The following is a 21,146-nucleotide window of genomic DNA, read 5'->3' as shown; positions in this document are numbered from 1 at the left end:
AGCCCCCCATGCCGAGCGGCCCGACCCGCAGCCACCTGGTCTTCTGGCCCGACGTCACGCACGTCAATCCGTACCAGAGACTGCTGGCCGAGAGCCTGCCGGACGGTTGGACCGCCGCCGCCGGCCGCATCGACGCCGCGCTGGAGCAGGCCACGGCGGCGGGCGCCCCCCGCGTGGTGTTCCACCAGCACTGGACCACGCCGGTGACGGTGGGCGCGGAAACCGAGGCCGCCGCGGCGGCGGCCTGTGCCGCGCACCTGGATAAACTGCGGCGGTTGCGCGACGCCGGCGGCGCGGTGCTGTGGACCGTGCACAACGTGCTGTCGCACGAACACACCTTTCCCGCCGTCGAGGCCGCGCTGCACCAGGACCTTGCCGCCCTGGCCACGGCCGTGCACGTGCATTCGCCGCACGCCCTGGCGCGCATGGCGCCGCATTACACCGTGCCGGCCGACACGGTCGTGGTGGCGCCGCACCCGAGCTACATCGGCGCCTATCCGGACACCGTGACACGCGAGGAGGCCCGCACCACGCTGGGGGTGGCGGCCCACGAGACGCTGTTCGTGTTCGTCGGCATGATCCGGCCCTACAAGGGGCTCGACGACCTGTTGCTGGCGTTCGCCCGCCTGCGCGCCACCGAACCGGACGCCCATCTGATCCTGGCCGGGTCCGTGTCGCCCCCCTATACGGCGGAGGAGGTCGCCGCCCTGGCGCGCAAGGTGCCGGGGGTGCGCGCCGCCCTCGGCCGGGTGCCGGACGGCCAGCTTCAGACCCTCTACAAGGCCGCCGACTTCGCCGTCCTGCCCTACAAGGACATTCTCACCTCGGGCTCGGCGCTGGCGGCGATGTCCTTCGCCTGCCCCGTGATCGGCCCGGCGCTGCCGGCGCTCACCGACTACGTCGCGGACGGCGCCGGCGCCCTGCTGTATCGGCCCGGCAGCCCGGGCGGGCTGCTGACCGCGCTGCGGCGCGCCATGCTGGAGGACGCCGACCGGCGCGCCGGCCACCGCAGCGCCGCGCTGGAGGCGGTGCGGCCGCACACCTGGTCCGGCCTGGCCCGCACCCTCGTCGACGCACTGGAGAGCCGACGCGACCGGCCGGCGGGCGCCGCGCCGCTGGCCGACGGCGGCGGCGTGCTGCGGCGACATGCCGCCAGCGTCGTGGAGCAGGGGCCGGGCGCCGGTCTGGCGGCGGTCCTGACCGCCAGCGGCGCCGGACCGGCCCCGGCGGCGCCTCGTCTGCGGCTGGCGCACATCGTCAATCTGTACCGCAAGGGCGACGGCCTGGACGCGGTGCAGCGCCACACCGTCGCGGCGATGCGGGCGGCGCGGGCCGCCACGCCGGCCGGAATCGCGGTGCACCCGGTGGCGGTGCCGATGGCCGGCGAGACCGACCTCGTGCCGGAGGGCTTCACGGCCGCCGCGCCCCTGGCGCGGACCGCCCGGGACCTCCCGACCCTGGAGACCGACCGGCCGCTGCCGCTGCTGTTCGACGTGCTGGCCCACGGCATCGCCGCGGCCGAAGCGGCCGGCGCCGAGGCCATCGTGCTGACCAACGCCGACATCTGTCCGCTGCCGCATTTTTACACCCTGGCGGCGGAGCTTCTGGGCAGCGGGGTGGACGCCGTCACCCTGAACCGCCGCACCGTACCGCAGCCGCCGCCGGGGCTGGACACCCCCGGCCTGCTGGCGAGCGAGTACGGCCAGACGCACCCCGGCTTCGACTGCTTCATCTTCCGCCGCGCGCTCTACGAACGGTTCGTCGCCAGCGACTCCGTGTTGGGCGCCGGGATGGTGATGCGCGCGCTGCTGTTCAACCTGGCCGCGGTGGCGGCGCGCTTCGTCATGCTGACCACGGCGCACGCGACCTACCATTTGGGCGACGACCAGCCGTGGAAGAGCCCGGCGTTCGCGGCCCTGGAGGCCCACAACGTCGAGGCCGCGCTGAGCGTCGGTCGGCACTGGCTGGACGATCCGGACCGCGGCGCCGTGTTCCGGGCCTTCTGCCGCTGCCGGCCGGACCCCGTGACCCGGCGGCTGGTCTGAGCGATGACGCCGGCGCCCGCTCTCACCGCCCCGCGCCTGCTGTGCCACCTCGCGCGCACCGGCGGGACGCTGATCGCCCGCATCCTGGGGAGCATGGAATCTGTGGTGCTGCTGAGCGAGGTGCACCCGCGCGCCGGCCCCGGCCCGGTGCTGGCACAGGCGCAGGCCTGGCACGGACTCGTGGACGACACGGACGCGTCGGCGGTGAACCGGCTGGCCGGCCTGCCCCCGGCCGAGGCGTTCCGGGAGGCGGTGGCGCTGGTGCAAGCGCGGGCGGCGGCGCGCGGGCGCGTCCTGGTGCTGCGGGACTGGACGCACCTGGACTTCCACGGCGTCCCCAAGCTGACGGACCCGGCCTACCGCCTCACGACCGCCGCCGTGCTGGCCCCGCGCTGGACCGTGCCCCTGGTGGTGACCGTGCGCCACCCCATCGACCAGTGGCAGAGCGCCATGACCCGGCGCGGGCTCAGCCGCACCCTGACGCTGGACCACTACCTGGACGGCCTGGCCCGCTTCGCCCGCCTGGTGGCGCCACTCGGCGTGATGCGCTACGAGGATCTGGTCGCCGATCCCCACCCCTGGGTCGAGACCCTGTGCCGGCGCCTGGCGGTGCCCTGCGATCCAGCCTGGCCGCAGCGCTGGGCGGCCAACCGGCGGGTGACCGGCGACCTGGACCAGCCCTCGCGCGGCGGCGGGCTGGCGGTGATCGAGGCCCCCGAGCGCCGCCCGCTGGACCCGGAGACGCGGCACCGCTTCGACACCAGCCCGCTGTATCACGAGGTCTGCGCCCTGTTCGGCTACGCGGCGTAGGCGGACCAGCGACCGACCGATCGGCCGCGTCAGAACAGCCCGATGCCCTGGCGCGCCATGTCGTGGCGCAGCCGGGTCCAGCGTCGGGTGAGTGCGACCTGTCGGTTCACGAGGGCATTGACGATCGGTCCCACGTCCCGCTGCGGCTGCACCTGCTTCAGGCGGGCGGTGTCGTCCAGCATGGCCAGCACATTGCCGACCATGTTGGCGTGCCAGCGCTCTTCAGCGATGGCCTTCTGCAAGGGGTCGTCGCCGGTGCGCGCAGCGGCCTTCAGCGTCATCATCGCGGCATGCTGGCGCCAGAACACCAGCGGGCGCCGTATGTAGGCGTTGCCCCCCTCTGGATCGAGCAGGGCGGCGCGGAACGGGGCGATGACGTCGAGATTGCGGATCGTCTCCGGAAACGGGCCGAAGACGTCGATGATTCGGCGCGCGTAGCTCTGCCCGGCCCCAAAACAGGTGGCGATGGACCCTGCCTTCAGGAACTCGGCCAGCGTCGGCGCCGCGACGGCGGCGTCCGGCGCCTGTCGCAGGCCCTGGAAGGCGCCGCGTTCGTCGATCAGATTGGCGTTCGCACTCACGACCAGCGCCCCGGTGCGCAGATGGGTTTCGACCGCCGTCAGCAGACGATCGGGGGTCTGGACATCATCGTCGCAGCAGATGACGTAATAGTCGGCCGGATAGGACCGGAGCATCAGGTTGGTCTGTCCGGCACAGAGGTTCTCGTCGCTGCGATGAAGCTGCCACGGGAACGGCCGCGCCGTCTCGTTCAGGTAGTTCTTTGCGACATCACAACTGTTGTCGGGAGAAGCATCGTCGTAGATGACCACGCGCACATTGTCCGGGTGCGGGTAGTCCATCGCGAAGACACTGTCGAGGGCCTCGCGGACGAACGGTTCGTGGCGGTACAGGCCCATGTAAACCACCACCTTGACGTCGGCCATGGTCTTGGGTGCCACCGGCGTGGCGGCCGTCGTTGCGGGCGCGGGCGGTGGCTGCGACGCCGATCCGCGCGCCCGGTTGATCGGGTTGACCACGGCGCCGACGTTGCGCCTCGGGAACGGGCGGTCCGGGATCGGCCGATCAAGGAAGGGGCACAGGACTTCCCATCCCTGGCCCGCGGTCACGTCGATCTCCAGGACGTCCGCGCCGACGTCCCGGAGGAACTGCCGCAGCCGCGCCGTGTGCGCGACGTACGTCTCATACAGCTTGGATCGCGCCTCCGCGAGGCTATGAATCCCGAAGAACGTGTTCAAATAGAAGACATGGCCATAGGAGCCTCGGTCATAGACGGTGTCCAGGCACGTCTCCGGATCGGGGTCGAACGCAAGGTCCATGGCGAGCACAGACTTGACCCAGGCTGCGGGGTCGCGCGTATTGAGGATGAACTTGGCGTCCGGGAAAGCCGCGTGCAAAGACCGGTACAGATCCGTCCCGCCCCACGGCGCATCGAAAAAGGCGTCGTAGTTGCGAGCGAAGCGGATGCATTCGTCGGCGTGGCCGCTCAGGGCCTGGGCAATCAGGTAGTTGGTGTGGTTGTTGTTCCAGTGCCCCTTGCAGACCCTGTAGCCCAACTGCTCCAGTGCCGTTTCGAGGGTCGTCGTGCCCGTCTTCATGAAGCCGACGCCGAACACCTTCCGGCGGGGAATCGCGCCCGTCATGTCACCTGCCTTTTCATCCCACCAAGGGTTCCGGGGGACGGATCCTCTCCCTCGACCATCTCCGCGACGCCGAAGCCGTCGCGCCCGAAGTAGTTTCCGCAATAGAACAGCCAAGTGTGGGCGCCGTCTTCCAGGATGTTGGGGTAGCCCACCATCTCGGAATCCCAGCCCGCCGCCGAGACGTCGAGCCCCGCCTGGGCATCGTCGCGCGACCAGGTCGCCAGGTCCGCCGAGCAGGCGTACCCCATCCGGTAGCCCCGCGCGGCGTTGCGGAAGTCGAGCCCCGGGCGATACGAGAACCATATGTGGTAGAGGCCGCCGCGGTGGATCACCGCCTGCCCGGCCTGGCACTCGTCAGCGAACACCGTCGGTAGGATGGGCACGCCCTCCCGCCGCCAAGCGATCCCGTCGTCCGAGGTCGCGTGCATGACCTGATAGATCGCTTCCGGACGGCCACCGTCGCTCACCCAGCGAAGGCCGCCCAGGTACCACATGTGCCAGCGGTCCTCGAAGCGACGGACGGCGGGCCCCTGGTGCAGGAACGGCTCACGTGGGGTCGGTCCCATGATCGGACCGCGGCCGTAGCGCCGGAAGGAGCGCCCGCCATCGGTGCTGATGGCGAGCCCGATGGCCCGGTTGAAGGGGACCGACACCATGCGGGTCCAGCCCACGTAGTAGAGCCAGACCTCGCCCCCCCGCCACATGGCGGTGATGGGATGCTGTCCGAACTCGTCAAAGCTGCCCGTCTCGCCCAGATTGAGGACGGGTCCGTCGTGAACGTCGACAACACGCGTGGGCTTCGACCGGTCGAGGTCCACGAAGGCGACGCGCGCCACCGGAAGGCCCTCCACCCGGGCGCGCGGGCGGCAACCCAGGAACACGCGGATGCGGTCCCCGACCGCCAACGGCGTCGGCGTCTGGGCATAGCTGTGCATCCAGGACCGGGGGTCGGGCACAAAGACCCGCCCAAGCTTGCGCCAGCGCATCACCCGGCTCCCGGCCCGGTCGGGGCCTCGTCCCCGGCGACCGGCCCGGCATCCCCGTCACCGGACAGGTCGGCCTCGGCCGCCGAACGCACGACGCGGTCGAGCCAGGCATGCAGGCTTTCGCCGCGCGCCGCGGCGGCGCGCTCGTACAGGGCCTTGGCCTGCGGGGTGACCCCCTCCAGGCGGCCGTAGTAGCGGGTGTTGAAGGTCCCGCCGCGATAGCCGGGCAGGTCCAGGTCGAAGTTCCCGACCGGCTCCCCCTCGCCCACGTCGTAGTCGATCACGTAATGAACATTGCCGAGCAGCCACTGGACGCGCACGTTTCGGGCGCATACTGGCAGATCTGTCAAAGGGACCGGATCAGCGAACATCGGGTTGTTGTTGATGAGGATGCGGCCGTACGTGGTATCCCGCAGCCAGGGCGGCACGTTCTTCTCGCAGAACAGGACCCGCCCGCCGGGCCGCACGACGCGCCCCATCTCGGCCAGGGCGCGCCGCAGATCGGGGAAATGCCCGACGCCGGTGAAGCAGAACAGGGCGTCGAACGCGTCGTCGGCGAACGGCAGGGCGGCGGCGTTGCCAACGCACAGATCCACGGGCACCGGGGCGTCCCGCAGGCGATCGGCCGCGTGGCGCAGCATGTCCGGGGACAGATCGAGAAGCCAGAGATGGCCGTGCGCGCCCAGCCGGCGCAGCAGGCGTTCGGAATCCCGCCCTGTTCCCGCCGAGAGTTCGAGGACGCGGTCTCCGGGCCTGACCCCGAGACGGTCCACCAGAGTCTCGCGGAACCCGTCCTCGGTATCCCCGTAAAGATCGAACGTCACATGAACAGTCTCATCATAGCTGTCGGCGATCCCGCGGTAGTAGCCACGGGCGAACCGGGCTGTTCCGAACAGGGTTTCATCGGGCGCCAGGTCGGGCACCCCGTCCCGGATCGCATAGCGCCGCATCGTCCCCACCAGCTCGCCCTCGACAAGGACGCCATCGACGATGGTGGCGCCCTCGGCGACCGTGAGCGGCCGACCGTCCTGCGGGTCCCGCAACCATTCCAGGGCCGAACTGCGCATGCTAGCCTCGCTCCTTCCACCGTCCCCCGGTCCGGGGCCTAAGACTCCGCCGCGGTCATACCCGCACCCCGGGCGCCAGGTCGGCCGTGTCGCCTTCCAGCCCATCCAGCCTCAGGAAAGCATCGGCCCGCCGCACCAGCACCCCCGGACCATAGCGCAGCACGACCGTGCGGTCGCTGCAGGCGGCGAAGGTGCGTGTCAGGAACCCGTTGCGCACAACGGCACAGCGGCGCACCACCACGGTGGCCTCACCCACGCGCAGCCGCGCACCCTGGGCCGCATTGCTGAAGGCCGCCACGCGGCGGGCGATCGCCTCCGGTGCCTCGGCAAAGTCGAGCCACAGGTCCGCCTCGCGCCGCATGTAGGACCGAATGTCGCCGACATGGCTCGCCGCCAGCGCCGGGTCCGGCGCGAACCCGCGTGCCAAGGCGCGCTCGAACACGGCCACCTCGGCCCGGAACGAAAGGTGGTACAAAAGGTCGGCGTCGAATGCCGGATCGTAGGGGATCACCTCGCGCGCGATCAGGGGGCCGGTGTCGATGCCTGCATCCATGACGTGGCAACTGGCGCCCGAATCACGCCCGAACAGCAGCGCCCCGGGCACCGGGTCGACACCCGGCAGGTCCGGCAGCGGCGAGGGATGCACGTTGACGAAGGTCCGCGCCGGATCGTCGATCACCCCGGCGGGCAGAATGAATGGGCAGCCGTTCGAGACCAGGACATCGAAGTCGCGCCGCGCCAGCAGGTCGAGCAACGCGGCCTTGCGCCGCACCGTTCGGAACGCCTGCCCCGACGCCTCCAAGGCCCTGTGAAAATACGACCCCTCGACGGCGATGGGCGGACACAGGGTGAGTCCGAGCGCAATCATGCGGTCATACACGAACCCGCGATTGCCCACGCACAGGAAGCGGGTGGCGCTATCCGGGGCGCGCGCCGCGCTCGGGGCTTGTATCTCGCCCGTCACCCCGCCCCCCTACGCCAGCCGGGTCATGCGCAGGAAGCGCGGGGTGTCGAGCCGGAAGCGGTCGGTCCCGGGCTCCAGGTAGACGCCGTCCGGCGCGGCGTCCTTGAGCAGGCGGGCGCCGGCGCCGACGACGCAGCCGTCGCCCACCGTCACCCGATGACCGATCACGCAGCCCAGACCCAGGAAGCAGCGGGCGCCGATGGTGCTGGCGCCGCTGATGACGCTGTTGGAGGTCACCCAGCAGAACGGCCCCACGCTCGCATGGTGGCCCACGGTGGCGCCCGAGAACACGAACGTGCCCTCGGCCACCGAGGCATAGGGCTGCAACCCCGCGCCGTCCAGCACGACGACGTTCCCGCCCACCGTCACCGTGGGATCGGCGCCGGCCCCGCCCACATGACTGGCAAGTTCATAGCCCTTGGCGCGGGCATCGGCGCAGCGCGCGGCGCGCAGGGCGTTCAGGTCGTGGTAGCCCACGGCCACCAGCATCCGGGCGCGGTCCGGCGGCACGTGGGTCTCGATCTCCTCGAACGGCCACACCGGCCGGCCGCGATGCTCCGGCGCCGTCAGCACCGCCCGATCCACGGTATGGGCCACCACCCGGTCACGGCCGGCGCGGGCGATGGTGGCGGCCACCACATCGGCCACCATGCCGGTGCCGAACAGCACGATATCGGTCATCCCGCGTTCTCCTCGGGGGCGGCGGTCGGGGCGACGCCGGCGGCGTCGGGCAGGAACAGCGCCCGCACGTCGGGCCGGCTGATCTTGCCGTTGCGGTTCTTGGGCAGGTGCTCCAGCACCCGCACCCGGTCGGGCACCATGTACGGCGGCAGGCGCGCACGCAGCGCGGCCACCACCCCGGCCTCCGCGAGCCCCGGCTCGCCGCTGACCGCGGCCACGATGTGGCCCCAGGCGGCGCGGGTGCGGACGTAGGCGGCGGCGGCCTCGCGCACGCCGGCGACGGCGTACAGCGCGGCGTCCACCTCCTCCAGCTCGATACGGTAGCCCATGTGCTTGATCTGGTTGTCCGCGCGGCCGCGGAACCACAACCGGCCGTCGGCGTCCGCCCGCACCAGGTCTCCCGTCCGGTAGATCGTCTCGGGATAGCGGTCGTGGAGTGGATTGGGCACGAAGGCGGCGGCGGTGCGCGCCGGGTCGCGCCAGTAGCCCAGGCCCACCTGGGGGCCGCGCAGGCACAGCTCGCCGGTCTCGCCGGGGGCCACCGGCCGGTCGCCGTCCAGGATCAGGGGCTCGAAATTGGGCGCCAGCCGCCCCAGGGTCGCCAGCCCGGTCCCGTCCGAGAAGTCGGCCGGGCCGATCGCATGGGCCGAGCAGATGCAGGTGCACTCGGTCGGGCCGTAGACGTTGACCAGTCGGGCGTGACCGCCGAGGAGGTCGTACAGTTTGCGCAGTTCCGGTTTCGGGTAACCCTCGCCGCCGAAGATCACCAGCCGCAGGGCGGCGAGGTCTCCCGGCGCGATCGCCCGCAGGGTGGTCAGCATCATCAGCATCGACGGCACGGAGAACCACACCGTGCAGCCCGCCGCGCCCACCGCCTTGACCAGGGCGCGCGCCTCGGCGGTCTCGTCGCGCGTGAACGGATGCAGGCAGGCGCCCGTGAGCAGGCTGGCGTAGACGTCGAAGACCGCGTTGTCGAAGTACAGCGGATTGACGTTGGTCAGGCGGTCGTCCGGGGTCAGGGCGAAGGTCTCGGCCGCCCAGGCGGCCAGGTTCAACAGGGCGGCGTGGGGGATCACCGCGCCCTTCGGAAAGCCGGTCGAGCCGGAGGTGAACATCAGGTAGGCCGGCGTCGTCCCCGTCGGCGTCGCCCGGTCCGCCGGCAGCGGCGGCGCGGCGGCGGCCATCCCGGCGACATCGGGACCAAGAATGACGATGCCGAGGTCGCGGGCCGCCACCGCCAGATCGGGCTCGGGAGCGGCGTCGACCAGCAGCACGCGCGGCCGGCAGCGGTCCAGGATGCGGGCCAGCCGCACCGCCGGACTGGTGCGGTCGAGATTGACATAGGGTGCCCCCAGGTGCAGGGCGCCCAGCATGGCCGCATAGGCCGCCGGACTCTTCTCCAGCAGCAGCGCCACCGCGTCGTCGCGCCGCACGCCGTGATGGTGCAGCAGGGCCGCCACCTGCCCGCTCAGGGCGGCGAGGTCCCCATAGCGCAGGACGCGGCCGTCGCTGAACGCCAGCGCGGGCCGCGCCGGCGCCGCTGCCGCCACGGCCGCGAACCGCTGCCCGACTGAGTGAATGTAGGGGAAGGCCGTCATCGGGGGATACCGCTCCACACGCCGCCCGCGAGGGGAGTCTCATCCCTAGCAGGCGGGGCTTACCAGCGCGTTAAGCGCCCGCCGCAACGCCCGGGGGACGGCGGCTTGACCCCCCGCGGGCGGCCCCATACGATCCGCCGCATGTCGCACCGTCGCCGCGGGGCTCGGCTGTCACGAGCCCCCGGCCCGTTCAGGACCCGCGCATGCCCACTCTGCGCTCCGTGATGTCCCAGGTCCTGCGCCTGCCCGTCGACGCCATCGACGACGACGCGTCGATGCGCACCCTACCGCAGTGGGACTCGCTCAAGCACATGGACCTGATCGTTTCCCTGGAGGAGGCGTACGGCCTGACCCTGGACGGCGACGAGATCGCCGCCATGACCAGCTACGGCGCCATCGCCGCGGTGCTGCGGCGCAAGGGTGTCACCCCGTGACGACCCCGCCCCCCACCGTGGCCCCCGCCGTGCCCCCCCCTCTGGAGGGCCGCCGTGCCCTGGTCACCGGCGGCGCCCAGGGGCTGGGCCGCGCCATCGTCGACCGGCTGACCGCCGCCGGGGCCGCGCTTGCCGTGCTCGACCGCGACACCGCCGGCCTGGAGGCCGTGCGGGCGGACCACCCGGCGGTCGTCACCGTCCCCGTCGACTTGACCGACGCCGACGCCGCCGACGCCGCCGTGGGCACTGCCTTCGACGCCCTGGACGGCCTCGATATCCTGGTCAACAACGCCGGCCTGATCCGCAACGCCCCCCTGGTGGACCTGCTGCGCCGCACCACGCGGGCGGAGCGGCTGGCGCTCTGGGACACCGTGATTGCCACCAATCTGACGGCCGTGCATGCCGTCACAATGAGCGTCGCCGAGCGCATGGCCCGCAGGCGTCTGAAGGGCGTGATCGTCTCCATCGGCTCCATCTGCGCGCGCGGCAACCCGGGCCAGAGCGCCTACGCGGCGGCCAAGGCCGGGATCGAGGCGCTCACCGCCACCTGGGCGCGGGAGCTGGGACCGCTCGGCATCCGCGCCGTCTGCGTCGCGCCGGGCTTTGCCGACACCCCCTCGACTCACGCCGCCCTGACCGGGGCGCGGGTGGCCGAGGTGGCCGGCGAAGTGCCTCTGCGCCGCCTGGGCACGGCCGATGAGGTGGCGCTCGCGGTGCAGCAGGCGATCGAGAACGGCTACATCAACGGCACCGTGCTGCGGGTGGACGGCGGCCTGGTGATGTGAGCCCGGCACGCGGGAGGGCCGACGCGATGGCTGGCACCCTGGTGTTTCCCTCCACCGTCCCGGCGGCGCGCGCCTATGCCCGGGACGCGGCGGCGCGCGGGGAGCGAGTGGTGGGCGCGGCCTCGCTGCCGAAAGACGAGACCGCCGCCGCCTTTCCGCTCTGGGAGCGGCTGCCCTCGGTCCATGACGTCGGCTTCGCCGCCGCGGTGCGCGAGCTGGCGGCGCGGCACGACCTGACCCACGTGTTCGCGCCGGTCACGGTGGTGCATGCGGCGCTGTCGCGCCTGATCGCGGCGGGGGCGGTGCCGCTGACTCTGGTCAACCCGCACCCGATCGCGGCCCAGAACGCCGCGGTGGGCGACGACCTGGCCCGCGCCGCCGCCCTGCACCCCCTCCTCGCGACGCTGTGCGACGGGGCCGACGGGGGCGCGCTACCGGACCGGCGGACCCTGGCGGCCATGCTGCGCACCGCCGGCCACATCTACGGCGAGAGCCACGAGGTCAAGCTCGCCGCCATGTTCGCCCTGACCGCGACCGCCCCGCCGGGCGATCTGGTGGAGATCGGCACCCTGATGGGCAAGTCGGCCAGCGCCCTGGTGCTGGCGGCGCATCTCTCGGGCCACAGCACTGTTCTCACGGTCGATCCCTGGACGCACGACACCGCCCTGCAACACGACAGTCCGGCCCTCCTGCGCGACATCTGCATCCTGTGGGACTACGACCGACTGGCGGACGGGTACTATCTGAACATGCGGCCGCTGGCGGGCGGGCGGCTCAATCACCTGCGCCTGCCGTCGACGGAGGCGTTCGCGGTCTATGAGCGGAGCCCGCGCATCGAGACACCCCTGTTCGGCGCCACGGACTACGCGGGCCGCATCGCCCTGCTGCACATCGACGCCAACCACGACCTCGCGGCCGTGCGCAAGGACTGGGCGCTGTGGGGCCGCCGCCTGATGCCGGGCGGCTGGGTCGTGTTCGACGACTACACCTGGCTGCACGGCGCGGGCCCGCGCCGCGTCGGCGACGCGCTGCTGGCGGGCGCGGCCGACCCGGCGCCGCCCTGGGACCGCGCCCTGGTCTGCGGCGGGGCGCTGTTCGTGCGCCGGGCCGCAGCGGCGGAGCCCCCGGCCCCGTGACCACGGTCGCGATCATGCAGCCGTATTTCGTACCCTATGCCGGCTACTTCCGGCTGCTTGCGGCCGCCGACCTGTTCGTGATCTACGACTGCGTGCAGTTCCCGCGCCGCGGCTGGGTCCACCGCAACCGGTTGCGCACGCACGCCGGGACGCTGGACTGGCTGACCCTGCCGCTGGAGCGCCCGCCGTGGCAGGCCCGCCTCGACAGCATCCGGCTCGCCGCCGACGCCCCCGAGCGCCTGCGGGCCGCCCTGCGCGCGTTCGCGCTGATGCACACCGAGGCCGGCGCCGCCCTGGCCGAAGACTTGTTGCTGTCGGGGACCGCGGGCCGGCCGCTGATGCGCGACTACCTGGAGACCCAGCTCGGGCGCACCGCCGCGCGCCTGGGCCTGACCACGCCCGTGGTGCGCTCCAGTACCCTGGCGCTGCCTGAACCGCTGCGCGGTCCGGACCGCATCCTCGCCGTCTGCGCCCGCCTGGGGGCGACCCACTACGTCAACGCGCCCGGGGGCGCCGGCCTGTACGACCCGGCGGCCTTCGCTGCCTTCGGTGTCGCGCTGCGCGTCCTGCCCCCGTGGACCGGGGCCTATGACAGCATCCTGCAACGCCTAGCCGACGCGCCAGCAGAGCAGGTGGCGGCCGAGATCCGCGCCCAGAGCGGGCCAGCGGGGGCCGCGCCGTAACCGCGCCTTTACAGCGGCTTGCCCCAGAAGGCCATGGGCTTGCGGCTCTCCGTCTCCTCGTCCAGATCGCGCCACGAGAAGGTACACCGCACGCGCGGCAGCGGGGCATAGCCACGCCGCCGCCAGAAGGCGTCCAGCGGTTCGTAGTCGGCGGGCTTGCGCGGGTGGTCCGCCGGCCGCACCACGGCACAGAACACCGCCAGGGTGAACCCCTGGGCGCGGGCATGGGCCTCGCGGGCCTCGAAGAAGCGCACGCCGATGCCCTGGCCCCGATAGGCCGGCAGCAGCACAGACTCGCCGAAGTAGAACGTCCCGGCCACGTCGATCCCGGCCGCCGCCACGGCCTCGCGGAGCTCGGCCGGCTCCCCGGCCAGCGGCACGCCGGTCGCCGCGCCCACCACGCGGTCGCCGTCCAGGGCGGCCACCAGCACCCCGCCCGGGGTCTCGGCGTAGGTGCGCAGGTAGCCTTGCTCGTAGGCCTCGTCGCCGTCGTAGAGGTACGGGAAGTCCCGGAACACGGCGATGCGCAGCCGCGCCAGATTGGGCAGCGCGGCGTCCAGGTCCGGGCCGGTCAGGGCACGCAGGGTCACGGTCATGGGGCCTCCTTCCTCCCTCCCCTATCGTCGCTCCAGCCGGAAGCGCGCGTCGATGGCCTCGAAGGTCTCCAGGAACAGGCACTCGGCGGCCCGCGAGGGCATCGGGGTCAGGGTCAGATGAGGCCACGGCTTCTCAGGGATGCCCAGGACGCCCTTCACCTCGTGCGGGGCAAAGCCGGCGAGCTGCACCGCCTCGGTCGCGCCGGCGATGTGGTCGGCGCGCTTGACCAGCGCCTTGCGGGCCACGTCGAGCCGGTGCGGCAACCCGAAGCGCAGGTGCACGGCCACCATCAGGCGGTCCTCGACCTCCCGGAAGACGTCGCCGACCACGGCCTTCAGCGGCGTAATCAGATCGTGGGTGACATACTCCGAGGCGTCGTGCAGCAGCGCCGCCAGTTCCAGTTCGCTATCGCGCCGGGGCGCGATCAGACGCCGGGTGATGTCCGCCACCACCACCGAATGCTGCGCCACCGACCAGGCGTGATCGCCCGTGGTCTGGCCGTTCCAGCGCGTGTTACGCGCCAGGCCGAGGGCGATGTCCCCGATCTCGATGTCCAGCGGCGACGGCTGGAGCAGGTTCAGGCGCCGTCCGGACAGCATGCGCTGCCAGGTGCGCGGCGCATGCGCCGCCAGCCGGGCGTGAGTCTCGGGCGGTGTCGGCGGCGGCGGCGCCGGTTGCGCGGCCCGGCGGCCGGTGCCGGGTCGGGGGCGCGGACGGGGACGGTCCATGATGCCCCCCGCCTCAAGCCGCCTGGTCGGCGGCCGCCGGCGTCTCGGGCTCGTTGGCCGGCGGCGGCGGCGCGTCGAAGTCGAAGCAGAGCTGGCCGTCCTCGTCCTCGGTGGGCAGCATGGTATAGGCCACCGCGGTCGTCCGCGGCATGACCTGCAACGGCGCCTGCTCCTCCATCGGCACCGACTCGCGCATCTGCATGCGGACCAGGGTGAAGGCGGCCATCGCCACCCCGACCACGGTGACCAGCAAGAACAGCCCGGACGGCCCGACCCCGTCCATCAGCACCGAGGCCACGATCGGCCCCACCACCGCGCCCAGGCTGTAGGCCAGCAGCAGGCCGCCGCTCGCCGGCACCATGTCCTGCGGGTCGATCCAGTCGTTGGCCAGCGCGATCGCCAGCGGGTAGAGGGTGCTCGACAGGGCGCCGAACAGCGCCGCCAGCGCCAGCAGGGCGGCCAGCCATTCCGCGCGGTTGAGGTCCATGGGGGCGAAGCCCAGCGCCACCAGCCCCGCGCTCACCGCCGCCATGGCGAGGCAGGCGACGATGATGACCGGGCGGCGGTCGAAGCGATCGGAGATCCAGCCCAGCGGCCATTGCAGCACCAGCCCGCCCAGGATCACCGCCGACATGAACGCGGCCGTGCCCGACAGGTCGAGGCCGATCTGGCGCGCGAACAGCGGCCCCACGCCGTAGAAGGCCCCCATCGCCAGACCCGAGGCCAGGCTGCCCATCACGCCGGTGGGCGAGATGCGGAACAGCTTGGCCAGCCCGAAACGGCGCGGCGTCGGCAGCGCCGGCCCCGGCACCTTGGTCAGCGCCACCGGCACCAGCGCCAGCGACAGCAGGATGGAGACCAGGGCGAACAGGACGTAACCCGTGGTCTCGCCCACCTGAAGCAGGAACTGCGACACGCCTTGCGACAGATAGGTGGCGATCATGTACATCGACAGGATGGTGCCACGCGTTTCCCGCGTGGCGCGCTCGTTCAGCCAGCTTTCGGTACACATCAGCAGGCCGGCCATGCAGAAGCCGGCCACCACCCGCAACAGGCCCCACACGATGGGATCGGTGAAAAAGGCGTGCGCGAGCGCCGCCGCCGAGAAGGTGGACGCCAGGGCCGCGAAGGCGCGGATGTGCCCGACCCGGTGGATGACGTGGATGGCCAGCGCCGAGCCCAGCAACAGGCCCAGGAAGTAGCCCGCCATGACCACGCCACTGACGGTCGAGGGCAGGTCGGCCGCGGCCAGATTGACGCCAAGGAGCGTGCCGAGCAGGCCGTGCCCGACAAACATGATGGACACGCCCATCAGCAGGGACGCGACGGAACGGAACGAGAGCCACATGACGGCATGCTCCGGGGCGCGGGCACGGCCGGCCCGCGCGACGAGGGAAAGGAAAAGAAGGACGCGGCCGGGTCTGCCCGGGCGGCGCGTGGTCAGGCGGATCGGCCGCGATGCTCTGGCAGCACCTGATGCTTGATCCAGTTGCGCACCTCGGTCAACCGGGTGTCGGCATCCAGCACATCGCCGTCCACACCAAGGCGCCAGGCCAGATCACGCCGCCTCGGCGCGGCGGCCAGGGCTTCGGCCTCGGCCGTGAAGCGGTCCACCGCATCCCGATCCGCGAACAGGCCGTCGGCGATCAGGCCGTCCTGGTAGCGGGCGATCAAGCGCGCGATCTCGTGAAGATCGAATTCCGGATGATACTGCACGCCCCAGAACACGCCGTTGCCGTGCCGGACCTCCGCCGCCTGGATCGGGCTCATGGCGTTCCCCGACAGGGTGACGAGCCCCGGGGGCGCGACCGTCACCTCGTCGGTGTGGATGGCCACGGCGTCGAATGTCGGCGGCCGACCGCGGTAGAGGGGATGGGCGCGGCCTGCCTCGGTCAGCGTGAGCTTGCGGGCAAGGCCGACCTCGCGGCCGCGCGGGTTGGGGGCCACCGTGCCGCCGGCGATTACCGCGGCCACCTGCAGGGCCCAGCAACTCCCGAAGTACGGCCGGCCGGTCTCGAAGACGGTCTGCGACAGGGCGAGCTGGCGGGTGACCTCCGGCGTCATGTCGTAGAGGTTCAGGGCGGACCCGGTGCAGGCGACGGCGTCGATCTGGTCCCAGTCCAGGCCCTCGGGCAGCGCCTCGGCGCCGGGATCGCCGGCGTAGACGGTCTCGCAGCGCGACCCGGGCGGCGCCAGCGCGAGCAGGACGCGGGTGTAGATGGCGCAGGCCACGGTACCGCCCGCCTCCTCGACCGCGCGTCGCATCGCGGCCGGGTTGCCTTCCACCACCAGAAAACGCACCGGCGGCCCATCCAGGGGACGGACCGCCGCCAGGGGATCGTCTGTCATCACGTCTGCCAAGCACCTGAGCGCACGGCTCGGCCACACCCTGTGGCCACCGCTCGAACCGGGCGGACGATGCCTGAGCCGCGCGGGGCGATCAAGCGCGCCGTGCGCGGAACAGGGCTTCCGCCGCCGCGCGACTCGGGTCCAGCGCGGCGGGCGCGTCCAGAACCGGCTCGGGGAGCGGAAAGCCCGGCGCCGCCGGCTCCAGCTCCAGCACCCACAGGTCGGGGTCGCGGGCCACGGCCCGCGCCACGGCCGCCTCCGCGGCGGCCTCGTCCGGGAAGCCGGGTCGGCCCAGACGCAGCCACGCCGCGGTGCCGTCCGGCGCGGTCGCCGGCGCGTACAGGTCGACGACGCCGGCCGGGTCGCGGAGCTTGAGCAGCAGATCGCCCGCGGTCTCGTCACCGCGGCGCAGCACGGCGCCGAATCCGCCCCCGGTTTCGACCAGGCGCAGGATGGCGCGCGCGCGCAGGCCGGCGGTCAGACGGGCCATCCGCGGCTCACCCCGTCGCCGGCGGATCGAACACGTCGTCCAGATGCGCCGCCGTGGCCGCGCGCGGCACCAGGGCATCCACCTCGGCCGGTGTCAGCCCGGCCAGGCGGCGCCGGAGGCCCGCGTCCAGCGGCCCGAAGCGCGCCTCGAGAACCGCCAAGAGAACGGCGATACGGCCCTCCTGGCGACCCTCCTGGCGACCCTGGGCGAACCCCGTCTCGCGCCCCTGGGCGATCCACTCCTGTGCGGCCAGAGAAACCATGGCCTCCTCCCGCTGCGGTTTGGCCAGCGCCGCCACGCGGTGCCAGTCGCGTGGCGTCAGGCTGCCGATCATGGCCACGATATACCGCACCACCTGAGCCTCCAACAGGGACTCGTCGGGGAGCGCCGCGACGATCTCCACCAGCCGTTCCAGCCTGGCCGGTTCCCCGGTTCCGAGACGCAGGGCCATCAGCACGGCGCGGATGTGCGGCACCGCTGACAGCGCCTCCGGCGGCAGACGGCCGAGGTCGCGAACGGTGTAGCGGAAGTCCTGGACCAGAGGTCGCAGGGCGTCGTCCAGGTCGAGGCAGTCGATGACGGCGGTCGGCACGCGCCACGGGGGGCGGCCATGGTACAGCACCAGAGGCAGAATCGGCGGCAGGCGCCCGATCTGATCCGGATGGGACCGGAGATGACGTTCCCAAATCCGCACCATGTAGCGCAAAAGCTGCAGGGGTGTCGCCCGGTCCGGCGCGCTCTTGTGCTCGATCAGGACGTAGAGCAAGGCCGGCCGGCCTCCTCTCAGGGCCACACCGAACAGTCGATCGCTGGTACTGAGGCGCAGGTGCGGGTCCACGAAGCTGCCATCGAGCAGGACCGGCGGTGTCCCGGAGAGGCGCGCGGCGATCTCCGGCGGCAGGTGCTCGCGCAGCAGCGTTGCGGCGTCGCCGGCATTCGACAGCAACGCCCGCACCAAGGTGTCGTGCGGATTGTCGGGGGGAGAGCCGGCGGCGGACATAAGAACAATAGGTGCTATTGCCAGAGAACAGCAACCATATCAGCACGCCGCCGAGGCGGCGACAAGCGTTGCGCCCGCGCCTACGCGCGGCGACCCGCCCGCTACCCGCCGATTCCCCAGTCGTTCGCCCAGCGCAGGCCCGTGAGTGTGCCGGCGCGCGGCCGGTACTCGCACCCGACCCAGCCATCATAGCCGTGAGCATCCAGCAGTCCGAACAGGTAGCGCCAGTTCACTTCGCCCCGGGCGTCGGGCTCGTGACGGCCGGGCACCCCGGCGATCTGGATGTGCCCGATGCGGTCCAGGGCGTCCTCCAGCGTGTCGGTCAGGGCGCCGCGCTCCATCTGGGCATGGTAGATATCGTACTGCAATCCCAGGTTCGGGTGATCGAGGGTCTCGATCACCCGCAGCGCGTCCTCCGGCCGGGTCAGGAAGTAGCCCGGCATGTCGACCGGGTTGATCGGCTCGATCAGCACCCGGACGCCATGGTCGCGGGCCATGTCGGCGGCAGCGGCGAGGTTGTCCAGGTAGGTGTCCAGCGCCGGCGCCCAGTCCTCCTCCGCCACCACGCCGGCCATGACATGCAGGCACGGACAGTCCATCATGTCGGCGTAGTCCAGCGCCAGCTCGACGCCGTCGCGGAACTCCGAGTCGCGCCCCGGCAGCGCCGCCAGGCCGCGCTCGCCGGCCGCCCAGTCGCCCGGCGGCGCGTTGAACAGGACCATCGTCAGCGCGTTCATGGCCGCCAGGTCGGCCAGGTGTTCCGCGGCGTACTGGTAGGGAAACTGGCACTCGACGCCGCGGAAGCCGGCCCCGGCCGCGGCGGCGAAGCGGTCGGGAAAGGGGACCTCGGTGAACAGCATCGACAGGTTGGCGGCGAAGCGGGGCATGTGGGGCGGACGCTCCCTGTTGACCGGCGCGACAATCCGGAAAATATAGGTATTCTGCGCCCCCGGGCGCGGTACAGTAGGGCCCATCGGGACAGCATGGACGGACCATCATGACCATACAGGACCTCGCCGCGAAGTACGATCTGCGCCTGCCGCGGTACACCTCCTACCCCACGGCCCCGCATTTCTCGCCCGAGGTCGGCCCCGAGACCTACGCCGGTTGGCTGCGCGACCTGGACCCGGCCACCCCGCTGTCGCTCTACACCCACATCGCCTACTGCGAGGAGATGTGCTGGTTCTGCGGCTGCCACACCAAGATCACCAAGCGGTACGACCCGATCGCCGATTACCTGAAGGCCGTGCTGGCCGAGATCGACCTGGTGGCGGAGACGCTGCCGGCGCGCATGGGCTTCAAGTTCATGCACTTCGGCGGCGGCAGCCCCACCATCCTGTCGGCGGACGACTTCACCCGCCTGATCCGGCATCTGAAGGACCGCTTCGTTCTGCTCGACGGCGCCGAGATCGCGGTGGAGATGGACCCGCGCACCGCCACCGAGGACTACGTGCAGGCGATGGCCGAGGTGGGCGTCACCCGCGCCAGCATCGGCGTGCAGGACTTCGAGGAGAAGGTTCAGGAGGCGGTCCACCGCGTCCAGCCCTACGACATGGTGGCCCAGGTCATCGACTGGCTGCGCAAGCACGGCATCACCGACATCAACATGGACCTGATGTACGGCCTGCCCTACCAGACCACCGCCAGCATCGAACACACCATCGACCGCGCCCTGGCCCTGAAGCCGCGCCGGGTGTCGTACTTCGGGTATGCGCATGTGCCGTGGATGCGCACCCACATGAAGATGATCCCGGAGGACGCGCTGCCCAGCGTGCCCGAACGCTGGAGCCAGTACATCAACGGCTCCAAGCGCTTCGCCCACAACGGGTACGTTACCGTCGGCCTGGACCACTTCGCCGCCCCCGACGACGAACTGGCACTGGCGCTGAACAAGCAGGCCCTGCACCGCAACTTCCAGGGCTACACCACCGATACCGCACCGGCGCTGATCGCCTTCGGCGCCTCCGGCATCGGGTCGCTGCCGCAGGGCTACGTCGGCAATCAAGGTGAGATCGGCGCCTACAAGCGCACGGTGCGCGCCGGCATCCTGCCGATCACCCGCGGCCTCGCGATCAGCCACGAGGACAAGCTGCGGCGCGCCATCATCGAACGCCTGATGTGCGACATGGGCGTGGACCTGGAGACGGTGGCGGCCGAGTACGGCGCCAAGGCGTCGGACTTCCAGCGCGAACTGGACCAGCTCGCCGACCTGGAGAGCGACGGCGTGGTGATCCGCGACGGCGGCCGCCTGCGGGTGACCGAGCTGGGCCGGCCGCTGGTGCGCGCCGTGGCCGCCAAGTTCGACCAGTACCTGAACGTGGGCGAGAAGCGGCACAGTCAGGCGGTGTAGGAACCGAACCGACGGCGTCCGGACGCGATCCGCGCTATCATGGGACCGGCGCGGACCGGAAAAGGACGCCCCATGACATCGCCCCCCACCCTCCTCCTTCTGGCGCCGCCGGAGGAGCAGGCCGAGGCGGCCGCGCCCCTGCGCGCGGCCGACCCGGCGCTGACCATCGTGCCGGTGTGCGACCGGGCGGCGCTGCGTGATGCGGTCACGGCGCATCCGGACGCCCGCCTTCTCTCCGTGTGCTCGCCGATCATCGTCCCGGCCGACGTGCTGGCCGCGCTGGCCGGCCCGGCCTACAACCTGCACCCGGGGCCGGCGGCCTATCCCGGGCTGTTCCCGGCCGTGTTCGCCCTGTACGACGGGGCCAGCACCTTCGGCGTGACCCTGCACGAGATGACGTCCGAGGTCGACGCCGGCCCCATCGTGGGCGCCAACGAGATCGACCTGCCCCCCGACCTCGACCGGCTGGCCCTGGAAACCCTGAGCCGTCGCCTGGCCCGTCACCTGCTGGGCACGATGGCCCCGGCGCTGGCCGATCTGTCGCGCCCGCTGCCGCCCATCGGCGCCGCCTGGGGCGGCCCGGCTCGGCGCCGGGCCGACTTCGACGCCCTGTGCCGCCTGCCCCCCGACATCCCCGAGGCCGAGTTCCGCCGCCGCCTGCGCGCCGTCGGCGAGGGACCGCACCATGCGTTGCGCCTGCCCGCGTTCGGGCGCTGGTTCCGCCTGGAGCCGGAGCACCCCGACGCCCCGGTGGTGCGCGGCGGCCGCCCCGTGGGGTGACG

The 21,146-nt window shown here is 72.1% G+C and carries 21 protein-coding genes; 8 read left to right on the top strand and 13 right to left on the bottom strand.

Annotated elements, in window-relative coordinates:
- Positions 1-8 precede the first annotated feature (8 nt).
- Positions 9-2,045, top strand: coding sequence for a glycosyltransferase family 4 protein (locus tag GGD88_RS01630; RefSeq protein WP_184431100.1), 2,037 nt, complete (start codon positions 9-11; stop codon positions 2,043-2,045).
- A 3-nt stretch (positions 2,046-2,048) separates the two neighbouring features.
- Complete coding sequence (locus GGD88_RS01625; protein ID WP_184431099.1) at positions 2,049-2,855, top strand: sulfotransferase; 807 nt, start codon at positions 2,049-2,051, stop codon at positions 2,853-2,855.
- 29 nt (positions 2,856-2,884) lie between these two features.
- Here GGD88_RS01625 and GGD88_RS01620 read toward each other — a convergent pair whose 3' ends face one another.
- From GGD88_RS01620 to GGD88_RS01595, 6 genes are read right to left on the bottom strand one after another with little or no spacing between them, the layout of a single operon-like run.
- Positions 2,885-4,516 carry a sulfotransferase gene (locus GGD88_RS01620; protein WP_184431098.1) on the bottom strand — a complete coding sequence of 544 codons (1,632 nt, stop codon included), beginning with the start codon at positions 4,514-4,516 and terminating at the stop codon, positions 2,885-2,887.
- On the bottom strand, positions 4,513-5,502 hold the full coding sequence (locus tag GGD88_RS01615; RefSeq protein WP_184431097.1) for a glycoside hydrolase family protein: 990 nt from the start codon (positions 5,500-5,502) through the stop codon (positions 4,513-4,515). The genes GGD88_RS01620 and GGD88_RS01615 overlap by 4 nt, the downstream gene beginning before the upstream one ends.
- Positions 5,502-6,569 carry a methyltransferase domain-containing protein gene (locus GGD88_RS01610; protein WP_184431096.1) on the bottom strand — a complete coding sequence of 356 codons (1,068 nt, stop codon included), beginning with the start codon at positions 6,567-6,569 and terminating at the stop codon, positions 5,502-5,504. The genes GGD88_RS01615 and GGD88_RS01610 overlap by 1 nt, the downstream gene beginning before the upstream one ends.
- Positions 6,570-6,624: 55 nt before the next feature.
- On the bottom strand, positions 6,625-7,533 hold the full coding sequence (locus GGD88_RS01605; protein WP_221236945.1) for a formyltransferase family protein: 909 nt from the start codon (positions 7,531-7,533) through the stop codon (positions 6,625-6,627).
- Positions 7,534-7,542: 9 nt separating this feature from the next.
- Positions 7,543-8,214, bottom strand: a complete 672-nt coding sequence (locus GGD88_RS01600; RefSeq protein WP_184431094.1) for a DapH/DapD/GlmU-related protein — start codon at positions 8,212-8,214, stop codon at positions 7,543-7,545.
- A complete protein-coding gene (locus GGD88_RS01595) occupies positions 8,211-9,812 on the bottom strand; it encodes an amino acid adenylation domain-containing protein (protein WP_184431093.1) in 1,602 nt (533 codons plus the stop codon). Before GGD88_RS01595 ends, GGD88_RS01600 begins: the two co-directional genes overlap by 4 nt.
- A 203-nt stretch (positions 9,813-10,015) precedes the next feature.
- On the opposite strand from GGD88_RS01595, the gene GGD88_RS01590 reads away from it, so the two are divergent.
- The 4 genes from GGD88_RS01590 to GGD88_RS01575 are packed head-to-tail and all read left to right on the top strand — an operon-like array spanning position 10,016 to position 12,850.
- On the top strand, positions 10,016-10,246 hold the full coding sequence (locus tag GGD88_RS01590; protein ID WP_221236944.1) for an acyl carrier protein: 231 nt from the start codon (positions 10,016-10,018) through the stop codon (positions 10,244-10,246).
- Entirely contained in the window at positions 10,243-11,031 is a 789-nt protein-coding gene (locus GGD88_RS01585; protein ID WP_184431092.1) for an SDR family NAD(P)-dependent oxidoreductase, read from the top strand. The genes GGD88_RS01590 and GGD88_RS01585 overlap by 4 nt, the downstream gene beginning before the upstream one ends.
- Positions 11,032-11,057: 26 nt before the next feature.
- Positions 11,058-12,167: a class I SAM-dependent methyltransferase gene (locus GGD88_RS01580; RefSeq protein ID WP_184431091.1), complete on the top strand. Its 1,110-nt coding sequence runs from the start codon at positions 11,058-11,060 to the stop codon at positions 12,165-12,167.
- Entirely contained in the window at positions 12,164-12,850 is a 687-nt protein-coding gene (locus GGD88_RS01575; RefSeq protein ID WP_184431090.1) for a WbqC family protein, read from the top strand. The genes GGD88_RS01580 and GGD88_RS01575 overlap by 4 nt, the downstream gene beginning before the upstream one ends.
- A gap of 8 nt (positions 12,851-12,858) precedes the next feature.
- On the opposite strand, the gene GGD88_RS01570 is transcribed toward GGD88_RS01575, so the two are convergent.
- The 7 genes from GGD88_RS01570 to otnI form a co-directional block, all read right to left on the bottom strand.
- Positions 12,859-13,446: a GNAT family N-acetyltransferase gene (locus GGD88_RS01570; RefSeq protein ID WP_184431089.1), complete on the bottom strand. Its 588-nt coding sequence runs from the start codon at positions 13,444-13,446 to the stop codon at positions 12,859-12,861.
- A gap of 21 nt (positions 13,447-13,467) precedes the next feature.
- A complete protein-coding gene (locus GGD88_RS01565; protein ID WP_184431088.1) occupies positions 13,468-14,175 on the bottom strand; it encodes a YfbR-like 5'-deoxynucleotidase in 708 nt (235 codons plus the stop codon).
- A 13-nt stretch (positions 14,176-14,188) separates the two neighbouring features.
- A complete protein-coding gene (locus tag GGD88_RS01560; protein ID WP_184431087.1) occupies positions 14,189-15,523 on the bottom strand; it encodes an MFS transporter in 1,335 nt (444 codons plus the stop codon).
- A gap of 92 nt (positions 15,524-15,615) precedes the next feature.
- Positions 15,616-16,524, bottom strand: coding sequence for a type 1 glutamine amidotransferase (locus GGD88_RS01555; RefSeq protein WP_246423494.1), 909 nt, complete (start codon positions 16,522-16,524; stop codon positions 15,616-15,618).
- 91 nt (positions 16,525-16,615) lie between these two features.
- Positions 16,616-17,014: a DUF1491 family protein gene (locus GGD88_RS01550; protein ID WP_184431086.1), complete on the bottom strand. Its 399-nt coding sequence runs from the start codon at positions 17,012-17,014 to the stop codon at positions 16,616-16,618.
- Positions 17,015-17,021: 7 nt separating this feature from the next.
- Positions 17,022-18,014 (bottom strand): Rpn family recombination-promoting nuclease/putative transposase, encoded by a 993-nt coding sequence (locus tag GGD88_RS01545; protein ID WP_184431085.1) that lies wholly within the window; start codon positions 18,012-18,014, stop codon positions 17,022-17,024.
- A 101-nt stretch (positions 18,015-18,115) separates the two neighbouring features.
- A complete protein-coding gene (otnI, locus tag GGD88_RS01540) occupies positions 18,116-18,901 on the bottom strand; it encodes a 2-oxo-tetronate isomerase (RefSeq protein WP_184431084.1) in 786 nt (261 codons plus the stop codon).
- 110 nt (positions 18,902-19,011) lie between these two features.
- Between otnI and hemN the strand changes: the two genes are divergently transcribed.
- Positions 19,012-20,364 (top strand): oxygen-independent coproporphyrinogen III oxidase, encoded by a 1,353-nt coding sequence (gene hemN / locus GGD88_RS01535; RefSeq protein WP_184431083.1) that lies wholly within the window; start codon positions 19,012-19,014, stop codon positions 20,362-20,364.
- Between the two features lie 72 nt (positions 20,365-20,436).
- On the top strand, positions 20,437-21,144 hold the full coding sequence (locus GGD88_RS01530) for a formyltransferase family protein (protein WP_184431082.1): 708 nt from the start codon (positions 20,437-20,439) through the stop codon (positions 21,142-21,144).
- Positions 21,145-21,146 lie beyond the last annotated feature (2 nt).

It is taken from the genome of Roseospira goensis, assembly GCF_014197795.1.
Lineage (GTDB): Bacteria > Pseudomonadota > Alphaproteobacteria > Rhodospirillales > Rhodospirillaceae > Rhodospira > Rhodospira goensis.
Note: the sequence above shows the minus strand (reverse complement) of the source record. Positions and strands in the feature narration are given on the sequence as shown.

Bases quoted from the DNA above. Each gene is read 5' to 3' on its own strand.
- GGD88_RS01590 (WP_221236944.1), top strand. From the start codon at position 10,016: ATGCCCACTCTGCGCTCCGTGATGTCCCAGGTCCTGCGCCTGCCCGTC.
- GGD88_RS01610 (WP_184431096.1), bottom strand. From the start codon at position 6,569: ATGCGCAGTTCGGCCCTGGAATGGTTGCGGGACCCGCAGGACGGTCGG.
- GGD88_RS01615 (WP_184431097.1), bottom strand. From the start codon at position 5,502: ATGCGCTGGCGCAAGCTTGGGCGGGTCTTTGTGCCCGACCCCCGGTCC.
- GGD88_RS01630 (WP_184431100.1), top strand. From the start codon at position 9: ATGCCGAGCGGCCCGACCCGCAGCCACCTGGTCTTCTGGCCCGACGTC.
- hemN (WP_184431083.1), top strand. From the start codon at position 19,012: ATGACCATACAGGACCTCGCCGCGAAGTACGATCTGCGCCTGCCGCGG.
- GGD88_RS01555 (WP_246423494.1), bottom strand. From the start codon at position 16,524: ATGACAGACGATCCCCTGGCGGCGGTCCGTCCCCTGGATGGGCCGCCG.
- GGD88_RS01600 (WP_184431094.1), bottom strand. From the start codon at position 8,214: ATGACCGATATCGTGCTGTTCGGCACCGGCATGGTGGCCGATGTGGTG.
- GGD88_RS01530 (WP_184431082.1), top strand. From the start codon at position 20,437: ATGACATCGCCCCCCACCCTCCTCCTTCTGGCGCCGCCGGAGGAGCAG.
- GGD88_RS01550 (WP_184431086.1), bottom strand. From the start codon at position 17,014: ATGGCCCGTCTGACCGCCGGCCTGCGCGCGCGCGCCATCCTGCGCCTG.
- GGD88_RS01620 (WP_184431098.1), bottom strand. From the start codon at position 4,516: ATGACGGGCGCGATTCCCCGCCGGAAGGTGTTCGGCGTCGGCTTCATG.
- GGD88_RS01565 (WP_184431088.1), bottom strand. From the start codon at position 14,175: ATGGACCGTCCCCGTCCGCGCCCCCGACCCGGCACCGGCCGCCGGGCC.
- GGD88_RS01595 (WP_184431093.1), bottom strand. From the start codon at position 9,812: ATGACGGCCTTCCCCTACATTCACTCAGTCGGGCAGCGGTTCGCGGCC.
- GGD88_RS01580 (WP_184431091.1), top strand. From the start codon at position 11,058: ATGGCTGGCACCCTGGTGTTTCCCTCCACCGTCCCGGCGGCGCGCGCC.
- GGD88_RS01625 (WP_184431099.1), top strand. From the start codon at position 2,049: ATGACGCCGGCGCCCGCTCTCACCGCCCCGCGCCTGCTGTGCCACCTC.
- otnI (WP_184431084.1), bottom strand. From the start codon at position 18,901: ATGCCCCGCTTCGCCGCCAACCTGTCGATGCTGTTCACCGAGGTCCCC.
- GGD88_RS01560 (WP_184431087.1), bottom strand. From the start codon at position 15,523: ATGTGGCTCTCGTTCCGTTCCGTCGCGTCCCTGCTGATGGGCGTGTCC.
- GGD88_RS01570 (WP_184431089.1), bottom strand. From the start codon at position 13,446: ATGACCGTGACCCTGCGTGCCCTGACCGGCCCGGACCTGGACGCCGCG.
- GGD88_RS01545 (WP_184431085.1), bottom strand. From the start codon at position 18,014: ATGTCCGCCGCCGGCTCTCCCCCCGACAATCCGCACGACACCTTGGTG.